The 18,051-nt window shown below is 68.6% G+C and carries 16 protein-coding genes and 1 other RNA gene; 10 read left to right on the top strand and 7 right to left on the bottom strand.

Annotated elements, in window-relative coordinates; genetic code table 11:
- Positions 1–151 precede the first annotated feature (151 nt).
- The 8 genes from RCO38_RS11765 to RCO38_RS11800 are packed head-to-tail and all read left to right on the top strand — an operon-like array spanning position 152 to position 8,328.
- On the top strand, positions 152–1,159 hold the full coding sequence (locus tag RCO38_RS11765; RefSeq protein ID WP_308328496.1) for an ABC transporter ATP-binding protein: 1,008 nt from the start codon (positions 152–154) through the stop codon (positions 1,157–1,159).
- A gap of 54 nt (positions 1,160–1,213) precedes the next feature.
- On the top strand, positions 1,214–2,494 hold the full coding sequence (locus RCO38_RS11770) for an ABC transporter substrate-binding protein (RefSeq protein ID WP_308328497.1): 1,281 nt from the start codon (positions 1,214–1,216) through the stop codon (positions 2,492–2,494).
- 20 nt (positions 2,495–2,514) lie between these two features.
- Positions 2,515–3,435 (top strand): ABC transporter permease, encoded by a 921-nt coding sequence (locus RCO38_RS11775; protein WP_308328498.1) that lies wholly within the window; start codon positions 2,515–2,517, stop codon positions 3,433–3,435.
- Between the two features lie 2 nt (positions 3,436–3,437).
- Positions 3,438–4,313: an ABC transporter permease gene (locus RCO38_RS11780; protein ID WP_308328499.1), complete on the top strand. Its 876-nt coding sequence runs from the start codon at positions 3,438–3,440 to the stop codon at positions 4,311–4,313.
- Positions 4,310–5,011 carry a GntR family transcriptional regulator gene (locus tag RCO38_RS11785; RefSeq protein WP_308328500.1) on the top strand — a complete coding sequence of 234 codons (702 nt, stop codon included), beginning with the start codon at positions 4,310–4,312 and terminating at the stop codon, positions 5,009–5,011. Before RCO38_RS11780 ends, RCO38_RS11785 begins: the two co-directional genes overlap by 4 nt.
- Positions 5,008–5,748 carry an aspartate/glutamate racemase family protein gene (locus RCO38_RS11790; RefSeq protein WP_308328501.1) on the top strand — a complete coding sequence of 247 codons (741 nt, stop codon included), beginning with the start codon at positions 5,008–5,010 and terminating at the stop codon, positions 5,746–5,748. The genes RCO38_RS11785 and RCO38_RS11790 overlap by 4 nt, the downstream gene beginning before the upstream one ends.
- Positions 5,749–5,802: 54 nt before the next feature.
- Positions 5,803–7,503 (top strand): MBL fold metallo-hydrolase, encoded by a 1,701-nt coding sequence (locus tag RCO38_RS11795; protein WP_308328502.1) that lies wholly within the window; start codon positions 5,803–5,805, stop codon positions 7,501–7,503.
- Positions 7,504–7,521: 18 nt separating this feature from the next.
- A complete protein-coding gene (locus RCO38_RS11800; protein ID WP_308328503.1) occupies positions 7,522–8,328 on the top strand; it encodes a metallophosphoesterase family protein in 807 nt (268 codons plus the stop codon).
- Positions 8,329–8,333: 5 nt separating this feature from the next.
- Here the strand turns inward: RCO38_RS11800 and rnpB are convergent.
- Positions 8,334–8,703, bottom strand: an RNA gene (rnpB, locus tag RCO38_RS11805) — RNase P RNA component class A.
- 20 nt (positions 8,704–8,723) lie between these two features.
- The gene (locus tag RCO38_RS11810; protein WP_308328504.1) at positions 8,724–10,100 is read right to left on the bottom strand and encodes an MATE family efflux transporter; all 1,377 of its coding nucleotides are present in this window, start codon (positions 10,098–10,100) and stop codon (positions 8,724–8,726) included.
- Positions 10,101–10,219: 119 nt separating this feature from the next.
- On the opposite strand from RCO38_RS11810, the gene RCO38_RS11815 reads away from it, so the two are divergent.
- Both RCO38_RS11815 and RCO38_RS11820 read left to right on the top strand, forming a co-directional pair.
- Entirely contained in the window at positions 10,220–12,043 is a 1,824-nt protein-coding gene (locus tag RCO38_RS11815; RefSeq protein WP_308328505.1) for an NAD(P)/FAD-dependent oxidoreductase, read from the top strand.
- Positions 12,044–12,144: 101 nt separating this feature from the next.
- The gene (locus tag RCO38_RS11820) at positions 12,145–12,792 is read left to right on the top strand and encodes a glycine zipper 2TM domain-containing protein (RefSeq protein ID WP_308328506.1); all 648 of its coding nucleotides are present in this window, start codon (positions 12,145–12,147) and stop codon (positions 12,790–12,792) included.
- A 66-nt stretch (positions 12,793–12,858) separates the two neighbouring features.
- Here the strand turns inward: RCO38_RS11820 and htpX are convergent, their stop codons facing one another.
- The 5 genes from htpX to RCO38_RS11845 all read right to left on the bottom strand — a co-directional run bounded on the left by htpX (position 12,859) and on the right by RCO38_RS11845 (position 17,959).
- The gene (gene htpX, locus RCO38_RS11825) at positions 12,859–13,728 is read right to left on the bottom strand and encodes a protease HtpX (protein WP_308328507.1); all 870 of its coding nucleotides are present in this window, start codon (positions 13,726–13,728) and stop codon (positions 12,859–12,861) included.
- Between the two features lie 65 nt (positions 13,729–13,793).
- The gene (locus RCO38_RS11830; protein WP_308328508.1) at positions 13,794–15,179 is read right to left on the bottom strand and encodes a glutamine synthetase family protein; all 1,386 of its coding nucleotides are present in this window, start codon (positions 15,177–15,179) and stop codon (positions 13,794–13,796) included.
- Entirely contained in the window at positions 15,176–15,964 is a 789-nt protein-coding gene (locus RCO38_RS11835; protein ID WP_308328509.1) for a DUF3025 domain-containing protein, read from the bottom strand. The genes RCO38_RS11830 and RCO38_RS11835 overlap by 4 nt, the downstream gene beginning before the upstream one ends.
- Positions 15,965–15,970: 6 nt before the next feature.
- The gene (gene pyrC, locus RCO38_RS11840) at positions 15,971–17,008 is read right to left on the bottom strand and encodes a dihydroorotase (protein WP_308328510.1); all 1,038 of its coding nucleotides are present in this window, start codon (positions 17,006–17,008) and stop codon (positions 15,971–15,973) included.
- A gap of 27 nt (positions 17,009–17,035) precedes the next feature.
- Positions 17,036–17,959, bottom strand: coding sequence for a LysR substrate-binding domain-containing protein (locus tag RCO38_RS11845; RefSeq protein ID WP_308328511.1), 924 nt, complete (start codon positions 17,957–17,959; stop codon positions 17,036–17,038).
- Positions 17,960–18,051: the final 92 nt, after the last annotated feature.

Here is an 18,051-nt window from a genome sequence, read left to right on the forward strand (position 1 = left end):
CCCGGTGCGCGCCGTGGCGGTGCACGCGCACCGCCACGGATTGCGGCGCACTCCGCAGGACCCATTGCGCACAAAGCCGGTGCTGTTTTGTATGCAATCTTGTGCGGATTGCATACAAAACGCCTGGCACGGCTCGTGCAACAAGACCGGCATGGATGCTGACACCACCGCCCCTGCCGCCGTCGAACTGATCGCCCTGACCAAACAGTATGGTCCGGGCGCCACCGCGGTCGACGCCATCAACCTGCGCATCGCCGCCAACAGCTACTGCTGCCTGCTCGGCCCTTCGGGCTGCGGCAAGAGCACGACGCTGCGCATGATCGCGGGCCACGAGAGCACCAGCAGCGGCGACATCCTGCTGGAGAACCGCAACATCACCAGCCTGCCGGCCGCGGCGCGCGGCACGGCCATGATGTTCCAGAGCTTCGCGCTGTTCCCCCACCTCTCGGCGCTGGACAACGTGGCCTTCAGCCTCAAGATGAAGGGCGTGGCCAAGGCCGAGCGCCATGCCCGCGCACAGGACCTGCTGCAACGCGTGGCCATGGGGCACCTGGCGCACCGCAAGCCGGGGGAGCTCTCCGGTGGCCAGCAGCAGCGCGTGGCCCTGGCGCGCGCCCTCATCACCCAACCGCGCGTGCTGCTGCTGGACGAGCCGCTCTCCGCGCTCGACCCTTTCCTGCGCATCCAGATGCGCGCCGAGCTGCGCCACTGGCAGCGCGAACTCGGTCTGACCTTCATTCACGTCACGCACAGCCAGGAAGAGGCGATGGCGCTGGCCGACACCATGGTGGTCATGAACCACGGCCGCATCGAACAGGCCGGACCGCCCCACACCGTCTACAACCGGCCGGCCAGCGAGTTCGTGGCCCGCTTCATGGGCGGCCACAACGTGCTGCAGACCGCCGACGGGAAGGTCGCCGTGCGCAACGACCACATCCGCCTGACCGAGGCCGGCAGCACCGGCTGGACCGCCACCGTGAGCGACGTGGAGTACCAGGGCACCTACGTGCTGCTGGGCCTGCAGCTTGACGGCGACGGCGCCGACCGTGGTGTGTCCGTGATGCTGCCCGAAGCCAGCTTCGTCGACCGTCCCTGGACCACCGGCGAGCGCGCCGACCTGAGCTGGAATCCGGCCCAGGCGCATGCCCTGGCCGCCTGAGCCCGCCCGTTTCCCTTTCCCCGTCCCTCACCACCTGAACCCAAGGAGTTCTCCATGTCCGATCCCACCGATCTCCCGCAAGAAGGCCTGTCGCGCCGCAGCCTGCTGCAAGGCACCGCCGGCCTCGCTGGCATCCTGGCCAGCGGCCTCGCCCCGAGCGTGCACGCGCAGGAGAAGATCACCCTGCGCTACCTGGGCACCGCGGTGAACCAGGACAAGACCATCGCCGAAAAGTTCGAGAAGGACACCGGCATCAAGATCCAGTACGTGGCCGTGACCACCGACGACGTGACCAAGCGTGCCGTCACCGCGCCCAACAGCTTCGACCTGATCGACACCGAGTACTTCTCGCTCAAGAAGATCGTGCCCACCGGCAACCTCAAGGGCATCGACGTCAAGAAGATCAAGAACGCGGACAAGATCACGTCGCTGTTCACCACCGGCACGGTGGGTGGCAAGGCCGTGGGCGACCAGGGCACCGCGCCCAAGAAGGTGATCTTCCTGGAAGGCGAGAAGAGCAAGGTCTTCGCCAAGAGCCCGACCCAGTTCATGAGCCTGATCCCCACCGTGTACAACGCCGACACGCTGGGCATCCGCCCCGACCTGATCAAGCGCCCGATCGAAAGCTGGAAGGAACTGCTCAACCCCGAGTTCAAGGGCAAGGCTGCGATCCTGAACATTCCGTCCATCGGCATCATGGACGCGGCCATGGTGGTGGAAGCCATGGGCATCCACAAGTACGCTGACAAGGGCAACATGACCAAGGCCGAGATCGACCTGACGATCAAGACCCTGATCGAGGCCAAGAAGGCCGGCCAGTTCCGCGCGCTGTGGAAGGACTTCAACGAGTCGGTCAACCTGATGGCCTCGGGCGAGGTGGTGATCCAGTCCATGTGGAGCCCGGCCGTGACCGCCGTGCGCACCAAGGGCATCGCGTGCAACTTCCAGCCGCTCAAGGAAGGCTACCGCGCCTGGGCCGCCGGCTTCGGCCTGCCGGCCACCCTGTCGGGCCGCAAGCTCGACGGCGCCTACGAGTTCATCAACTGGTTCCTCGACGGCTGGGCCGGCGCCTACCTCAACCGCCAGGGCTACTACAGCGCCGTGCTGGAGACCGCCAAGGCCAAGATGGAAGCCTACGAGTGGGCCTACTGGATGGAAGGCAAGGCCGCCACGCAGGACATCAAGAGCCCCAACGGCGACGTGCTGGCCAAGGCCGGTGCGGTGCGCGACGGCGGCAGCTACGAGCAGCGCATGGGCGGCATCGCCTGCTGGAACGCGGTCATGGACGAGAACGAGTACATGGTCCGCAAGTGGAATGAATTCGTCGCGGCCTGATCACCCCGCCCTCTGAGCCCATGAGCACGAACACCGCCGTGACGGTCACCGTCACCGACAGCCCCAACCGCACCGTGCCCGCCTGGTGGCAGGCCACGCCGTACACGCTGGTGTTCGTGCTGTTCTTCCTGATCCCGCTCGGCCTCGTGCTGATGGTCAGCTTCTGGGACTTCAACGAGTACGAACTGCTGCCAGCCTTCACGGTCCGCAACTACCTGTCCATCTTCGAGGGCTGCTCCACGCTCACCGAACACGGTGACTTCTGCGTCACGCTCTCGACCTATTTGTCCACGCTGAAGTTCAGTTTCCTGGTCTGGCTGATCACGCTGGTGCTGGGTTTTGCCGTGGCGTACTTCCTGGCGTTCCACGTGCGGTCCTCGGGCATGCAGACCGCCCTGTTCGTGCTCTGCACCGTGCCGTTCTGGACGTCCAACGTCATCCGCATGATTTCCTGGGTGCCGCTGCTGGGCCGCAACGGCCTGGTCAACCAGAGCCTGCAGGGCATCGGACTGATCGACCAGCCCGTCGAATGGCTGCTGTTCTCCGACTTCTCGGTGGTGCTGGCCTTCGTGCACCTCTACACCATGTTCATGATCGTGCCCATCTTCAACAGCATGATGCGCATCGACCGCAGCCTGCTCGAAGCCGCCAGCGACGCCGGAGCGAGCGCCTGGCAGACGCTGTGGAACGTGATCGTGCCGCTGTGCAAGACCGGCATCATCATCGGCTCGATCTTCGTCATCACCATCGTCATGGGCGACTTCGTGACCATCGGCGTCATGGGCGGCCAGCAGATCGCCTCGGTCGGCAAGATCATCCAGGTGCAGACCTCGTACCTGCAGTTCCCGCTGGCCGCGGCCAACGCGGTGATCCTGCTGGCGGTGGTGCTCATGATCATCTGGGGCCTGACCCGGCTGGTGGACATCAGAAAGGAACTCTGACCATGCAAGCCCGAGTCTCCGATGCGCGTGCCGCCGGCTTCTGGCCGCTGGCGGTGGTCTTTGCCCTCTTCGTGCTGTTCATGTACGGCCCGATGGCCGTCATCTTCGTGCTCTCTTTCCAGGGGCCGGAAGGCGGCCTCACCTTCCCCATGCGCGGCTGGTCGCTGCACTGGTTCCGCCAGCTCGCCGAGGGCCTGGGCACGGTGGACATCGGTGCCGCCTTCACCCGCTCGCTGATGCTGGGCGCGGTGGTCATGGCCTTCACCGTTGTGCTGTCCGTGCTGGCCGGCCTGGCCTTCCGCAAAAAGCTGCGCGGAGGCAACACGCTGTTCTACGTGACCGTGGCCAGCCTGATCATGCCGTCCATCATCGTGTCGCTGGGCATCGGCCTGCAGTTCCGCCTGCTCGACGGCGGACTCAAATGGCTGCTGGAAGCGGTGGGCGCCACCACCATGCTGGAGGAATACGGCACTGCGCTGGGCCTGTTCACCTCGGCACTGGGTGCGCACCTCACCTGGACCCTGCCCTTCGGCCTGCTGATCATGTTCGCGGTGTTCAACCGCTTCAACCCGGCCTATGAAGAGGCCGCCCGCGACCTGGGCGCCACGCCCTGGCAGACCTTCCGCCACGTGGTGCTGCCGCTGATCGGCCCCTCGGTGGTCGGCGTCGGCATGTTCGGCTTCACACTCAGCTGGGACGAAATCGCCCGCACCTCGCAGGCCATCGGCGACGTCAACACCCTGCCGCTGGAGTTGCAGGGCCTGACGGCCACCGTCACCACGCCGGCCATCTATGCACTGGGCACCGTCACGACGGTCGTCTCGTTCGCGGTGATGGGCGTTACCGTCGGCCTCGCCATGTGGCTGAAGAAAAAATGAAGACCGCTGCCGCGCCGCCCACCGACCAGGCGATCTACGAGCGCATGGTCTCGGCCATCCTCGACCACCAGCTGCCGCCCGGCACCAAGCTGGTGGAGGACCGGCTGGCGGCGGCCTTCGGTGTCTCGCGCACGCGCATCCGGCCGGTGCTGGTGCGGCTGGCCAACGAGAAGGTGGTCACGCTCACGCCCAACCGCGGCGCATCGATCGCGGAGCCCAGCGAGCAGGAGGCGCACGAGGTGTTCGAGGTGCGGCGCATGATCGAGCCGCTGCTGGTGGAGCGCTTCATCGCCCAGGCCACCGCCGCCCAGATCCAGGCGCTCAAGGCCTGCATCCGCGACGAAGAGGCCGCACGCAAGGCCGGCGACATGCGCCGCGCGATCCGGCTCTCGGGCGACTTCCACCTGCAGATCGCCGAACACGCGGGGCATCAGACCCTGGGCGGCATCCTGCGCGAGCTGGTCTCCCGCACCTCGCTCATCCTCATGGCCTACAGCACGCCGCACGCCCAGGTGCGCGAGGACGCCACCGCCTGCGGCTGCCAGGAACACCGCGCCCTGCTCGCCGCGATCCAGCTGCGCGACGGCAAGGAAGCCGCGCGCCTGATGCGCGAGCACCTGGAGCGGCTGGAGTCACAACTTAGTTTCACGTCCACGCCGGAGGCCGCGCCGGACCTGCTGGAGCTGTTCGGTTCATGAAACGTTTGCTGGTCATCAACCCCAATACCTCGGAGCGGGTCAGCGCGCTGCTGCAGCAGCACGTGCAGGCGGCGGCCGGATCGCATGTGGCGGTGCACACCATCACCGCCCGCTTCGGCGCGCCCTACATCGCCGACGAAGCCAGCTATGCGGTGGCCGCGCACGCCGCGCTCGACGCCTGGGCCGCAGCACTGGCGGACACCGACGCCAAGCCCGATGCGGTGCTGATCGGCTGCTTCGGCGACCCCGGCCTGATGGCGCTGCGCGAGTCCAGTCCCGCGCCCGTCACCGGCCTGGCCGAAGCCGCCTTCATCGAGGCCGCGCGCCACGGCCGCTACGCCATCGTCACCGGCGGCGAGCGCTGGGGACCGATGCTGCAGCGACTCGCGCAGGCCCTGGGCCAGGCGCAGCAGCTGGCCGGCATCCACACCGTGGCTCCCACCGGCGCACAGCTCGCGGCCGACCCCGCAGCCGCCCACCGCCTGCTGGCCCAGGCCTGCCGCGACGCCGCCCACCAGCTCGGCGTGCAGGCCGTGATCCTGGGAGGCGCCGGCCTGGCCGGCATGGCCGCCGCCGTGCAAAGCCAGGTGCCCGTGCCGGTGATCGACAGCGTGGTCGCCGGCACCCACTGGGCCCTGCGCACGCCGCCGCTGCCACCGCAGCGCCAGACGCCGGGCTTCGACATCGCCTGGCAGGGTCTGTCCGCCGAAATGTCGGCGCTCGCACCCGGCCCATAGACCCGGGAGGCCGACGCGACAGCGCCTGCCGCGCCATCGCCGCACAATGTGCGCATGGTCCGCCCCACCCAACTGCTCCACCCCCAGCGCGTACCCGCCCCGGTGCGCCCCGCCGCCACCGTGCTGCTGCTGCGCGACACACCGCAAGGCATCGAGGTGCTGATGACGCGCCGTTCGATGACGGCCAGCTTCGCGCCCGGTGCCTACGTCTTCCCCGGGGGCGGCATCGACGCCGCCGACGCGCAGAGCCACGCCCGGTCGACGCGGCGACCGACGCAGAGCGACCTGCACCTGACGCAGGCCATCGCGGCCATCCGCGAGAGCTTCGAGGAACTGGGCATCCTGCTCGCGCGCCGGTCCGACGGCACGCACCTGAACACCGCGCAGATCGCCGCGCTCGACCGCCAAGCCCCGTTCGCCGTGGAGTGCGCCGGGCAAGGCCTGACGCTCTCGGGCGCCGAGGTCTTCGTGCTCGCCCACTGGGTCACCGACCGCGACCTGCCGCGCCGCTTCGACGTGCCCTTCCTGGTCGCGCGCATGCCCGAAGGCCAGGGACCTGTGGCCGACGAGTCCGAGCAGTTCGAGCCGCTGTGGGTGCGCCCGGCCGACGCGCTGGCGCGCCATGCGGCCGGCCAGTTCTTCATCATCTTCCCGACCATCCGCACGCTGGAACGCCTGCAGGCCTATGCCACGGTGGACTCGGTGTTGCAGGCTTGTGCAGTCAACGATGAACCGCTGTTCACCAGCTGTCCGCGTGCCGGCCTGATGAACGGCCACGAATCGCGCCACATGGAGCATGAGCAACCCTTCGGCGAACTGGCCCTGGTCAGCCCGGACGGCCAGATCGTGCACGAGCTGGCCTGGCAGACCGAGCGGCCGGTACCGCTGCTCCGGAACGTGATGCGGCTGACCGCACCCAACCCCGGCGTCATGACCGGCCCCGGCACCAACAGCTACATCGTCGGCGACCCGGCCACCGGCCACATCGTGATCGACCCCGGGCCGGACGAGCCGGCGCACATCGAACGCCTGTGGCGCGCCGCGGGCGGCGACGTCCGCGCCATCGTCTGCACCCACTCGCACCCCGACCATTCGCCCGGCGCCCCCCGGCTGCAGGCGCTGTGTGCCGGCGCCGGCCGCGACCGTCCGCCCATCCTCGGCCTGCCCAGCGCCCCGACCTCGCGCGAGAACAGCCGCTTCACGCCCGAGCGCGCGCTGGCCGACGGCGAACGCCTGGTGCTGCAGGGCCAGGACGGCAGCACCCACACGCTGCAGGTGGTGCACACGCCCGGCCACGCCGCCAACCACCTCTGCCTGCTGCTCGAAGAAGACGGACTGCTGTTCAGCGGCGACCACATCCTCAACGGCAGCACCACCGTCATCGACCCGCCCGACGGCCACATGGGCGACTACCTCGATTCACTCGACAAACTGGACCGCCTGTGCGCGCAGCACGGCGTGCACTTCATCCTGCCCGCGCACGGCTACGTGCTGGGCGACCACCCGCGCAGCACCGACAACCCCGCCGCGCCGGAACACGGCGGCGCGCGCGCGGCCATCGCCCACCTCAAGGCCCACCGGCTGGCGCGCGAAGCCAAGGTGGCCCGCGCCATGCAGGCCTTGCCCGCCGGCACCATGGACGACTGGGTGAAGATCGCCTACGACGACGTGCCCGAGCGTCTGTGGCCGGTGGCCAAGCGCTCCATGCTGGCGCACGTCGAACACATCCAGAGCCTGGGAGGCTTCAACGCCTGAACCAGAACACAGCCACCCATGCGCATCGCCTTCGTCTCCGACATCCACGGCAACCTGGCCGCGCTCGACGCTGTCATCGACGACATCACCCGTCGCCAGGTCGATGAGGTCGTGAACCTGGGGGACACGCTCAGCGGCCCGCTCCTGCCGCAGGAGACGGCCCGTCGCCTGCGGCCCCTGCCCTGGCTGCATGTGGCCGGCAACCACGAACGGCAGGTATTGCGCCAGCCGCTGGCGCGCCAGAACGCGTCGGACGCCTACACCAGCGGTCAGCTGGCCGAAGCCGACAAGTCCTGGCTGGCCAGCCACGCCGACCCGTGCGATCCCCGCCTGCACCGCGGCGAAGTCTGGCCCGAGCGCGTGGGCCGCGACGTGGCCCTGTGCCACGGCAGTCCGCGCAGCGACATCGAGTACCTGCTGGAAACCCCGGTGGGAGAAGAGGCGCGGCTGGCCACGCCCGGCGAGGTCCGGGAACGCCTGGACGGCCGGATTCCGCAACACATCACGCTGCTGGCCTGCGGGCATTCCCATGTGCCCCGGTCGGTTCGCACCGACCGTGGCCTGCTCATCGTCAACCCGGGCAGCGTGGGCCTGCCCGCCTACGACGACGACCACCCATATCCGCAGTCGAACTACCACCGCATCGAGAACGGGAGTCCGGATGCGCGTTACGCCATCGTCGACAAGCGGAACGGCCGGTGGTTCTGCGAACTGGTCAGCGTGCCCTATGACCACGAGTCAGCTGCGCAGCAGGCCGACCTGCGCCAGCGCGCAGATTGGTCGCATGCCTTGCGCACGGGCCGGATGCCTCGGCTGGGCCAATGAATAAAGTGTGAAGCGCGCCGATAAGCCGGATTCTGTGCACCCGGGTTGCCCCGGATGTGACCGCCATTCCTCTGGGCCGGGGGTCGCCCACCCGGCTCGGTGCTACCTACCCGCCAGCTCCGCGGAACCACATCAACGCTGGCCTATTTGGTATTGCTGCGCGTAGAGATTGCCCGTTTCACCCCGGCTGGTCTGCCTTGCGGCACTCCCACCGGACTCGTCTCTGTTGCTCTGATCCTCACCTTAGGGCCCTTCGGGTTGCCCCGTCAGGCTGGTCGGTGGAGAGGTGTTACCTCCTACGCTGTCCTGTGCAGTCCGGACGTTCCTCCAGCACACCCTTTCGGGTCTCGTGCCAGCGGCGGTCTGGCGCGCTTCACGGACGCGATTATCCCTGTTCAGATCAGTTTTCTGATCTTGCGGCGCCGCCACACCGCCTGGTAATAGCCGCTCTGAAGCACCAGCATGGTCACATAGGCCACTGGAAACGCGATCCAGATGCCCTCCAGACCCAGGCGCGCATCCAGCAGATACGCCACCGGCAGCTGCACTCCCAGGATGCAGAACACCGAGATCGCCATCGGCACCAGCACGTCGCCGCTGGCCCGCATGATGCCGCCGACCACGGCCTGGAAGCCGAACACCAGAATGCTCCAGAGCATCAGGTGCAGCAGGTGCTGCGCCTGCGCATGCACGCTGTCCTGCGTGAGGAACAGACCCAGCGCCCAGCCCGAAATGGCATAGCCCAGCAGCACCAGGCCGCCGGTGAGCGCGGCGTTCAGGCCCAGCCCGGTCCTGAGGATGGGTGTCAGGCGTTCAATGCGCCCCGCGCCGATGGTCTGCGCGGCCAGGATGGACGCCGTGATGGCGATCGAGAGCGCCGGGAACTGCACGTAGTTGACGATCTGCGTCACCGCGCCGTAGGCGGCCGTGGCCTGTGAGCCATGGCCGTTGACCAGTGCCAGGATCACCAGTTCCGACAGCGAGATCACCACCATCTGCAGGCCTGTGGGCAGGCCGATGCGCATGACCTTCCCCAGGATGACCCGGTCCAGTTTCAGCGCGTGCAGCAGTTCCCGGTCGGGCGCCAGCACATGCCCGAGACGGTGCAGCCGCAGCCCCAGGAACAGGAGCGCGGCGGCGGTGGAGACGAAGCCGGCCAGTGCTGCGCTGCGAATGCCCAAGGGCGGCAGGCCGATCCAGCCTTTGATCAGCAGCGGCGTCAGCGCCAGACCCACCGTGGTGGACAGCAGCAGGGCCAGCAGCGGCGAAACCGTGTCGCTGACCCCGCGCAGCAACTGGGTGAGCAGGATGAACACCAGCAGCAGCGGCATGAAGAGCATCATCATGCGGGCGTAGGAGACCGCGTCGTCCAGCACATCGGCCGGCGTGCCCAGCGCCACCATGGCTTCGCGCGCGAACACCGTGCCGGCCACCGCAGCCACCAGGCCGATCACTGCGCCCAGCGTGATCGCCGTGCCGGCAATGGCCTTGACCTTGTGCGGCTCGCGCGCGCCCCAGGCCTGGCCGATCAGCACCGAGGCGCCGGCGCCCAGGCCGATGATCAGCGAGATGAAAAAGAACACGATGGGGAACATGCCCGAGACCGCGGCCAAGGCATGGGTGCCCAGCATCTGGCCGATGAAGATGCCGTTGAGCGTGCCCGAGAGGCCCTGCAGGATGTTCGAGAGCACCATGGGCACCAGGAACACGAGGTAGATGCGCCACAGGGGTTTGGTGGCCGGCGGATGGGAGGAGTCGAAGGTCTGGGACATGGTTTATTTTACCCGGATAAATTATTTTACCCGGGTAAATTAAGCGACAGCGATTGTGGTCAGGCGCCCAGCGACAATAACGGCCTTCGCTGCTTGATGAACACAAGCCCCACGAGACCATGATCCGCATCGCCGAACTCAAACTGCCTCTGGCCGAGGTGCCCGCCGAGCACCGCCGCGCCGCCGACGCCCCCACCGAAACCGACCAGGACCGGGTGCCGCCGCCACACCCGGTGGCCGCCCTCACACGCCTGGCCGCCCAGGCGCTGAAGGTGGCGCCCGAGGCCATCGCCACGCTGTCGGTGTTCAAGCGCAGCTTCGACGCGCGCAAGGCCGACCTGCTGGCGGTCTACATCGTGGACGTGGCGCTGGCCGACCCTTCCCAGGAGCCGCACCTGCTGGCCCCGCACGAGAAGAACCCGCACATCCAGCCCACGCCCGACATGGCCTGGCACCCGCCCGGCCATGCACCCGCGGGCTGGCCGGCCGACGAGACCGAGCGCCCGGTGGTGATCGGCCTGGGGCCCTGCGGCCTGTTCACCGCGCTGGCGCTGGCCCAGATGGGCCTGCGGCCCATCGTGCTCGAGCGCGGCAAGCCGGTGCGCGAACGCACCAAGGACACCTGGGGTCTGTGGCGCAAGAAGGTGCTCAACCCGCAGAGCAACGTGCAGTATGGGGAGGGCGGCGCGGGCCTCTTCTCCGACGGCAAGCTCTACAGCCAGATCAAGGACCCCCGCTTCATCGGCCGCAAGGTGATGAACGAGTTCGTCGACGCTGGTGCGCCGCCGGAAATCCTGTACCAGGCGCACCCGCACATCGGCACCTTCAAGCTGGTGAAAGTGGTCGAGGCAATGCGCGAGAAGATCGTGGCGCTGGGCGGTGACATCCGCTTCCAGCACCAGGTGACGGGGGTGGCGCTGGCACCGTCCGGGGATGGCGTGCAGCGACTGGCCGGCCTGCGTGTGCGGCGGCTGGACACCGGCGACACCATCGACATGCCGGTGCGCCACGCGGTGTTCGCGCTGGGTCACAGCTCGCGCGACACCTTCGCCATGCTGCACGACGCGGGCGTGTTCCTCGAAGCGAAGCCCTTCTCGGTGGGCTTCCGCATCGAACACCCGCAGAGCGTCATCGACCGTGCGCGCTGGGGCCGGCATGCCGGCCACCCGCTGCTGGGCGCGGCCGACTACAAGCTGGTGCACCACGCGAAGAACGGCCGCGCAGTCTACAGCTTCTGCATGTGCCCGGGTGGCACCGTGGTCGCCGCCACCAGCGAGCCCGGCCGCGTGGTCACCAACGGCATGAGCCAGTATTCGCGCAACGAGCGCAACGCCAACGCCGGCATGGTGGTCGGCATCGACCTGGCCGACTACCCGACGCACTTCCCGCAGGACCTGCCGATGTGGACCGCCGCCTTCGGCGACGCCGACGGCGCGCGCTTCGCGAAAGAGGCCGAGTCCCTGGCCGCCCAAGGACAGACCCACCCGCTGGCCGGCATCGTGCTGCAGCGCCGGCTGGAGGCCCGAGCCTTCGAGCTGGGCGGACAGAGCTACGAGGCGCCAGGCCAGAAAGTCGGCGACTTCCTCACGGGCACACCGTCCACCACCTTCGGCGAGGTGCTGCCCTCGTACAAACCGGGCGTGAAGCTGGGCGATCTGGCCCCGGCCCTGCCGGCCTACGCCATCGAGGCCATGCGCGAGGCGCTGCCGGCGTTCGGCCGCAAGATCAAGGGCTACGACATGCCCGACGCCATGCTCACCGGCGTGGAGACCCGCACCAGCTCGCCGCTGCGCATCACGCGCGGCGAGGACTTCCAGAGCCTGAACACGCGCGGCCTGTACCCGGCCGGCGAAGGCGCGGGCTATGCGGGCGGCATCCTGTCGGCGGGGGTGGACGGCATCAAGGTCGCCGAAGCGGTCGGCCAGGCCATCCTCGGCGGCTGAACACCGCTGGTTACAACTGGCTCGCCAGCTTTACACCGGGTGCGGTGCGGCTTGACACAAGCCCCGCACAGTGGAGGCTCCTTCAACCCACGGAGACCTCCATGAACTCCTCCCCCCGTTCCCTCCTGATCCCCGTCCTGTCCGGCGTGATGGCCCTCGCCGGCACCAGCGCCGCGCAGGCGCAGGACGAACGAGGCCGCGTGCTCAGCAGCACCCCGGTGATCCAGCAAGTCGCCGTGCCGCAGCAGGTCTGCCAGAACGTGACCGTGCGGGAGCCGGCCCGCACCTCCGGAGCCGGCGCCATCATGGGCGCGATCGCCGGCGGTGCGATGGGCAACGCCATCGGTGACGGCAACGGCCGCGCCGCAGCGACCGCCATCGGCCTGTTCGGCGGCGCCATCCTGGGCAACAAGATCGAAGGCAAGGGGCAGTCGCACACCCGCACCGTGCAGGAGTGCAGCACGCAGAACGTGATGGAAAACCGCGTCGTGGCCTACAACGTGGTCTACGAATATGCGGGCCGACAGTACAGCACCCAGATGCCCCAGGACCCGGGCCGCTGGGTGCCCGTCAGCGTGATGCCGGTGGGCGCCGCTCCGGCCTATGGCCCGGGCTATGGCTCCGGCTACCGCCCGCAGGCGTCGAACGCGCCGGAAGTGGTGCGCATCGGCGGCCAGCGCCCGTACCGTCACGACAACCGTCACTGGCGCGACCGCGACGACGAGCAGTGGGACCGCTACTACCGCTGAAGCACCCGCCCAAAACAAAAAACGCGACCCTCGGGTCGCGTTTTTTGTTGGACCAATGACTGGCGGTCACAGATTTTGAAGAGCAGCGATGCGCTCTTCCATCGGCGGGTGGGTGGAGAACAGCTTGCCCAGGTTGCCGGTGATGCCGAAGGCCTGCATGGTCTTGGGCAGCTCGCCGGCGGACAGGCCGCCCAGGCGGGCCAGGGCGTTGATCATCGGCTGCTTGCGCCCCATCAGCTGGGCCGCACCGGCGTCGGCGCGAAACTCGCGCTGGCGCGAGAACCAGGCCACGATGATGGCCGCCACGAAACCGAGCACGATGTCCAACACGATGGTGGTGACCATGTAGCCGATGCCGGGGCCGCTGTCGCGATCATCACCGCGGCGCAGGAAGCTGTCGACCGCGTAGCCGATCACGCGGCTGAGGAACACGACGAAGGTGTTCATCACGCCCTGGATCAGGGTCATGGTGACCATGTCGCCGTTGGCCACGTGCGCCACCTCGTGGCCGATCACGGCCTCGACTTCTTCGCGCGTCATGTTCTGCAGCAGGCCGGTGGACACGGCGACCAGGGCGGAGTTCTTGAAGGCACCGGTGGCGAAGGCGTTGGGCGCGCCGTCGTAGATGGCCACTTCGGGCATGCCGATGCCGGCCTTCTGTGCGAAGTTCTGCACCGTCTGCACGATCCAGGCCTCGTCGGCGGTCTGCGGCTGGTTGATCACGCGCGCGCCGGTGCTCATCTTGGCCATGGTCTTGCTCATCAGCAGCGAGATGGTCGCGCCGCCGAAGCCCATGATCAGCGAGAAGCCCGCCAGCGCCGTCATGTTCAGGCCATTGGCCGTGAGGTAACGGTCCACACCCAACAGGCGCGAGGTGACCATCAGCACCGCCATCACGGCGACGTTGGTCAGAACGAACAGGAAGATGCGTTTCATGGAGGCTCCGTGGGAAAGAGGGTCGGATGATAGTGGGGGTGGGCCGGCCCCGTTTCAAGATGTGTTCAGACCTGGGGCAGCAGGTACCGCCGTTCCCAGGCCGTGACTTCGCGCAGGAAATGGTCGTATTCCAGCGTCTTGACCGCGAGGTAGCCGCGCACGAAGCGCTCGCCCAGCAGCCGCACCGCGTGCCGGCTGTGCGCCATCTGATCCAGCGCGGCGTCAAAGGTTCGCGGCAGGCTGCGCGCCTGGTGGTAGCCGTTGCCCACCACCGGCTCGGACGGCGCCAGCCGTTCCTCCATGCCGGCCAGCCCGGCCGCCAGCGTGGCCGCGATGGCGAGATACGGGTTGGCGTCTGCGCCGGCCAGGCGGTTCTCCACCCGGCGCGCGGCCGGCCCGCTGACCGGCACGCGCAGGCCGGCGGTGCGGTTGTCGTGGCCCCACTGCACATTGGTCGGCGCCTGGCTGCCGGCCACGTAGCGGCGGTAGCTGTTGACGGTGGGCGCGTAAACCAGCATCAGGTCGGGCGTGCAGGCCTGCAGGCCGCCGATGTAGTGGAAGAAGGCCTCGCTGGCCGAGCCGTCGGCGTTGCTGAACACGTTGCGGCCCTGCGGGTCCACCACGCTCTGGTGCAGGTGCATCGAGCTGCCGGCCTGCCCTGCGATGGGCTTGGCCATGAAGACCGCGTTGAGGCCATGCTGCAGTGCGATCTCGCGCGCCGCGGTCTTGAACAGGAAGGCCTGGTCGGCCACCGCCACCGGGTCGCCGTGCAGCAGGTTGATCTCGTACTGGTTCTCGCCCACCTCGTGCAGCCAGGTGTCGGCGCGGATGCCCAGGCCGTCGATGGCGGCGTGGAAGGCGTCCCAGAACGGCGCCAGTTCGTTGAGCGCATTCAGGCTGAAGGCCGACTGGCCGACCTCGGGCCGCCCGCCCCGGCCGGTGGGCGAGGCCAGCGGCTGCGCCGGGTCGCTCATGGCAGCCGTCAGATAGAACTCGATCTCGGGCGCGACCACGGGGCTCAGGCCCTTGGCCGCATAGCGCGCCAACACGTTCTTCAGCACCGAGCGCGGCGCGAACTCGCACAGGCTGCCGTCCAGTTCCAGGCAGTCGTGCACCGCCAGGTAGCGCGGCACGCTGGCCCAGGGCGAGCGCTTGAGCGTGGCCAGGTCGGGCACCAGGCGCACATCCGGGTCGCTGTCGGGAAAGATGGGGTCGTAGCTGTAGTCGCCGGTGACGCACTGCATGGGAATCGCCTGGCAGATGCGCAGCTCGGTCCCGCCGGCAAAGCTCGCGGCGGGCATGAGCTTGCCGCGCGGGTAGCCGGTGACGTCGGCGAACAGGCACTCCACGTCGCGCACGCCGGTCTCGCGGAAGTGCGCGGCCAGGGTGGCGCGGTCGGCGCCCTGCGCGAGGTTCAGATGGGACCAGGAGGGCGCGGCAGGAAGAGTCATGTCGGATGGGCGGTGGCGTTTCGGGGTGGCCGGAACACGGAGGCGTCGTCGTAGAACGCCGGGTCCTGGTTCGCCGGCCACCAGCCCGGCACCCCCAGCACAGGCAGCGGGGTGAAGGGTTTGGAGGCCAGTTCGGCCGCAGTCAGGCGCGCCGCCAGCCAGCGGTCCCAGGCCACCACATCGGCCCCCAGGGCGGCGGGCACGGGCGCACGGTAGACATGCCCGGTGATGGACTTGTAGGGCGACACCAGCTTCTCCAGCAGCGCGTGCCCGAAAGCTACCAGCCGGACCTGCGCCCACAGGGGCCGCAGATCCACGAACAGCCGGGTCCACTCGCGCGCGGTCAGCGCGTCCCAGATCGCGTCGGGTGCCTGGAGCAGCACGGCGTTTTCGTCGAACAGCGTGATCGCATCGCGCACCGGTCCGCGCACCTGGCCCACACCGGCCTGGGCGATCTGGGCCGCCTGCAGGCGGTTGAGCAGGCGCTTGGTGTCGGGGAAACGCGCCCAGACCAGACCGTTGAAGAAGTCGTGCAGGCCCTCGCGCGTGGGCACAGCACCATGCTCAAAAATGAACTGCTCGTAGGCCAGCCCCTCTGGCAGTTCAGACTGCGGCACGAAGCACGGGCCGGCCGCACCGAGGTGCCGCGTCAGTGCTTGCGGCAGCGGCGCACCCTGCTCGCAGGTCGCGCGCACCGCTGCGCCGTCATGGGCAAAAGGCGCGTTCCAGGGCTGCGACCAGTCGGGCGCGGGCCAGCCGGCGACGGCGTTGCCGACGGCGCACATGCCCGCTCAGCCCACCAGTTGCCAGGGCAGCGCTTCGCCTGCGCGCAGCGGCTTGAGCTCGGCCTCGCCAAACGCAAAACTCTCGGGCGGCGTCCAGCTCTGCTTGCGCAGGGTGATGGTGCCGGTGTTGCGCGGCAGGCCGTAGAAGGCCGGGCCGTTGAAGCTGGCGAAGGCTTCGAGTTTGTCGAGCGCGCCCGCGGCCTCGAAGGCCTCGGCGTACATCTCGATCGCGGCGTGGGCGGTGTAGCAGCCGGCGCAGCCGGTGGCGTGTTCCTTCAGGTGGGCCGGGTGTGGCGCGCTGTCGGTGCCGAGGAAAAATTTGGCATTGCCTCCCGTGGCCGCGGCCATTAGGGCCTGGCGATGGGTTTCACGCTTGAGCACCGGCAGGCAGTAGTAGTGCGGGCGGATGCCGCCGGTGAAGATGGCGTTGCGGTTGTAGAGCAGGTGGTGGGCGGTGATGGTGGCGCCCAGGTTGGCGTCGGCCTCGGCCACGTACTGCGCCGCTTCCTTGGTGGTGATGTGCTCCATCACGATCTTCAGGCCCGGGAAGTCCTTGCGCAGCGGCTCGAGCTGCTGCTCGATGAACACCGCCTCGCGGTCGAACAGGTCGATGTCGGGGCTGGTGACTTCGCCGTGCACCAGCAGCAGCACGCCGGCCTTCTGCATGGCTTCCAGGGTTTTGTAGGTCTTGCGGATGTCGGTCACGCCCGCGTCGCTGTTGGTGGTGGCACCGGCCGGGTAGAGCTTGCAGGCCACCACGCCGGCGTCTCTGGCCCGGGCGATCTCGTCGGCCGGGAGGTTGTCGGTCAGGTACAGCGTCATCAGCGGCTCGAAGGCCACGCCGGCCGGTACGGCGGCGCGGATGCGCGCGGCGTAGGCCGTGGCCTGGGCCGCGGTGGTCACCGGCGGCTTGAGGTTGGGCATGATGATCGCGCGGCCGAACTGGGCCGCCGTGTGCGGCACGACGGTGTTCAGGGCAGCGCCGTCGCGCACATGCAGGTGCCAGTCGTCGGGGCGGGTGATGGTGATCGTTTCGGTGGTCATCCCCCGATTTTCCCACCCCCGCGCGGACTACTTGCTGTGGGTCGCCAGGTGGCGCTCCAGGTCGTTCCAGAACGCGTCCACCGAGCCCTTGGCCTTGCGCGTGCCGGGGCGCTCGCGGTAGATGCGGATGTCCAGCGTCGTGTCCAGCCCCTCGCCCGCGCTCACCAGGCGCTTGGCGCGCAGCTCGCGCCGCACCGCGCTGGCCGGCAGGAAGGCGATGCCGTGGCCTTCCAGCGCCATGGCCTTCAGGCCCTCGGACATGTCGGTTTCGTAGATGCGGTCCAGGTGCACCGGTGTCGGGCTGCTTTTGAGCACCTGCTCGACCGCGCGACCCATGTAGGCGCCCGGCGCATAGGCCAGGTAGGGCAGCGGGTGCGGCGTGGTGCCGGGCAGGCGGAACATCGGCTCGCCCTGCTCGTTGGGTTTGACGTAGGGCGAGAGGGTCTCGCGGCCCAGCGGCAGCATCTCGTAGCGGGCGGCATCCAGCTGGATCGGCTGCGAGGCGTGGTGGTAGGCGATCAGCAGGTCGCAGCTGCCCTCGACCAGGCGCATCACCGCGTCGTGTACGTTCATGGCGATCAGCCGGCTCTTGATCGGCCCGCAGCTCTCGCGCAGGCTGGAGAGCCAGGCCGGGAAGAAGGTGAAGGCCAGGGTGTGCGGCACGGCGAACTCGATCACGTCCTGCGCCGCCGCGGTGTGGGCGCGCAGCATGGCGCGCGTGCTCTGCAGGGACTGCAGCATCTCCAGCGACTGCTCGTACAGCACCTGGCCGGCTGCGGTCAGGCGCGTGGGGTAGGACGAGCGGTCCACCAGGTCGGTGCCGGCCCAGGCTTCGAGCGACTGGATGCGGCGCGAGAACGCGGGTTGCGTGACGTGGCGCAGCTGCGCAGAGCGGCTGAAGCTGCGCGTCTCTGCCAGGCTCACGAAATCTTCCAGCCACTTGGTTTCCATGGCGGCGGATTATGCGCGCCGTGCATGAGCGCACATCCCCCTGTTTTTCCGAGGATCGCCGGAGTCCCTCTTCCGTTACGATAGACAAAACT

It is taken from the genome of Hydrogenophaga pseudoflava, from assembly GCF_031020795.1.
GTDB lineage: Bacteria > Pseudomonadota > Gammaproteobacteria > Burkholderiales > Burkholderiaceae_C > Hydrogenophaga > Hydrogenophaga pseudoflava_A.

What these genes read in the sequence shown, in the direction of transcription:
- RCO38_RS11830 (WP_308328508.1), bottom strand. Translation starts at nt 15,179, where the DNA reads ATGACTCTTCCTGCCGCGCCCTCCTGGTCCCATCTGAACCTCGCGCAG.
- RCO38_RS11820 (WP_308328506.1), top strand. Translation starts at nt 12,145, where the DNA reads ATGAACTCCTCCCCCCGTTCCCTCCTGATCCCCGTCCTGTCCGGCGTG.
- RCO38_RS11835 (WP_308328509.1), bottom strand. Translation starts at nt 15,964, where the DNA reads ATGTGCGCCGTCGGCAACGCCGTCGCCGGCTGGCCCGCGCCCGACTGG.
- RCO38_RS11790 (WP_308328501.1), top strand. Translation starts at nt 5,008, where the DNA reads ATGAAACGTTTGCTGGTCATCAACCCCAATACCTCGGAGCGGGTCAGC.
- RCO38_RS11815 (WP_308328505.1), top strand. Translation starts at nt 10,220, where the DNA reads ATGATCCGCATCGCCGAACTCAAACTGCCTCTGGCCGAGGTGCCCGCC.
- RCO38_RS11780 (WP_308328499.1), top strand. Translation starts at nt 3,438, where the DNA reads ATGCAAGCCCGAGTCTCCGATGCGCGTGCCGCCGGCTTCTGGCCGCTG.
- RCO38_RS11795 (WP_308328502.1), top strand. Translation starts at nt 5,803, where the DNA reads ATGGTCCGCCCCACCCAACTGCTCCACCCCCAGCGCGTACCCGCCCCG.
- RCO38_RS11765 (WP_308328496.1), top strand. Translation starts at nt 152, where the DNA reads ATGGATGCTGACACCACCGCCCCTGCCGCCGTCGAACTGATCGCCCTG.
- RCO38_RS11770 (WP_308328497.1), top strand. Translation starts at nt 1,214, where the DNA reads ATGTCCGATCCCACCGATCTCCCGCAAGAAGGCCTGTCGCGCCGCAGC.
- RCO38_RS11800 (WP_308328503.1), top strand. Translation starts at nt 7,522, where the DNA reads ATGCGCATCGCCTTCGTCTCCGACATCCACGGCAACCTGGCCGCGCTC.
- RCO38_RS11810 (WP_308328504.1), bottom strand. Translation starts at nt 10,100, where the DNA reads ATGTCCCAGACCTTCGACTCCTCCCATCCGCCGGCCACCAAACCCCTG.
- pyrC (WP_308328510.1), bottom strand. Translation starts at nt 17,008, where the DNA reads ATGACCACCGAAACGATCACCATCACCCGCCCCGACGACTGGCACCTG.
- htpX (WP_308328507.1), bottom strand. Translation starts at nt 13,728, where the DNA reads ATGAAACGCATCTTCCTGTTCGTTCTGACCAACGTCGCCGTGATGGCG.
- RCO38_RS11845 (WP_308328511.1), bottom strand. Translation starts at nt 17,959, where the DNA reads ATGGAAACCAAGTGGCTGGAAGATTTCGTGAGCCTGGCAGAGACGCGC.
- RCO38_RS11785 (WP_308328500.1), top strand. Translation starts at nt 4,310, where the DNA reads ATGAAGACCGCTGCCGCGCCGCCCACCGACCAGGCGATCTACGAGCGC.
- RCO38_RS11775 (WP_308328498.1), top strand. Translation starts at nt 2,515, where the DNA reads ATGAGCACGAACACCGCCGTGACGGTCACCGTCACCGACAGCCCCAAC.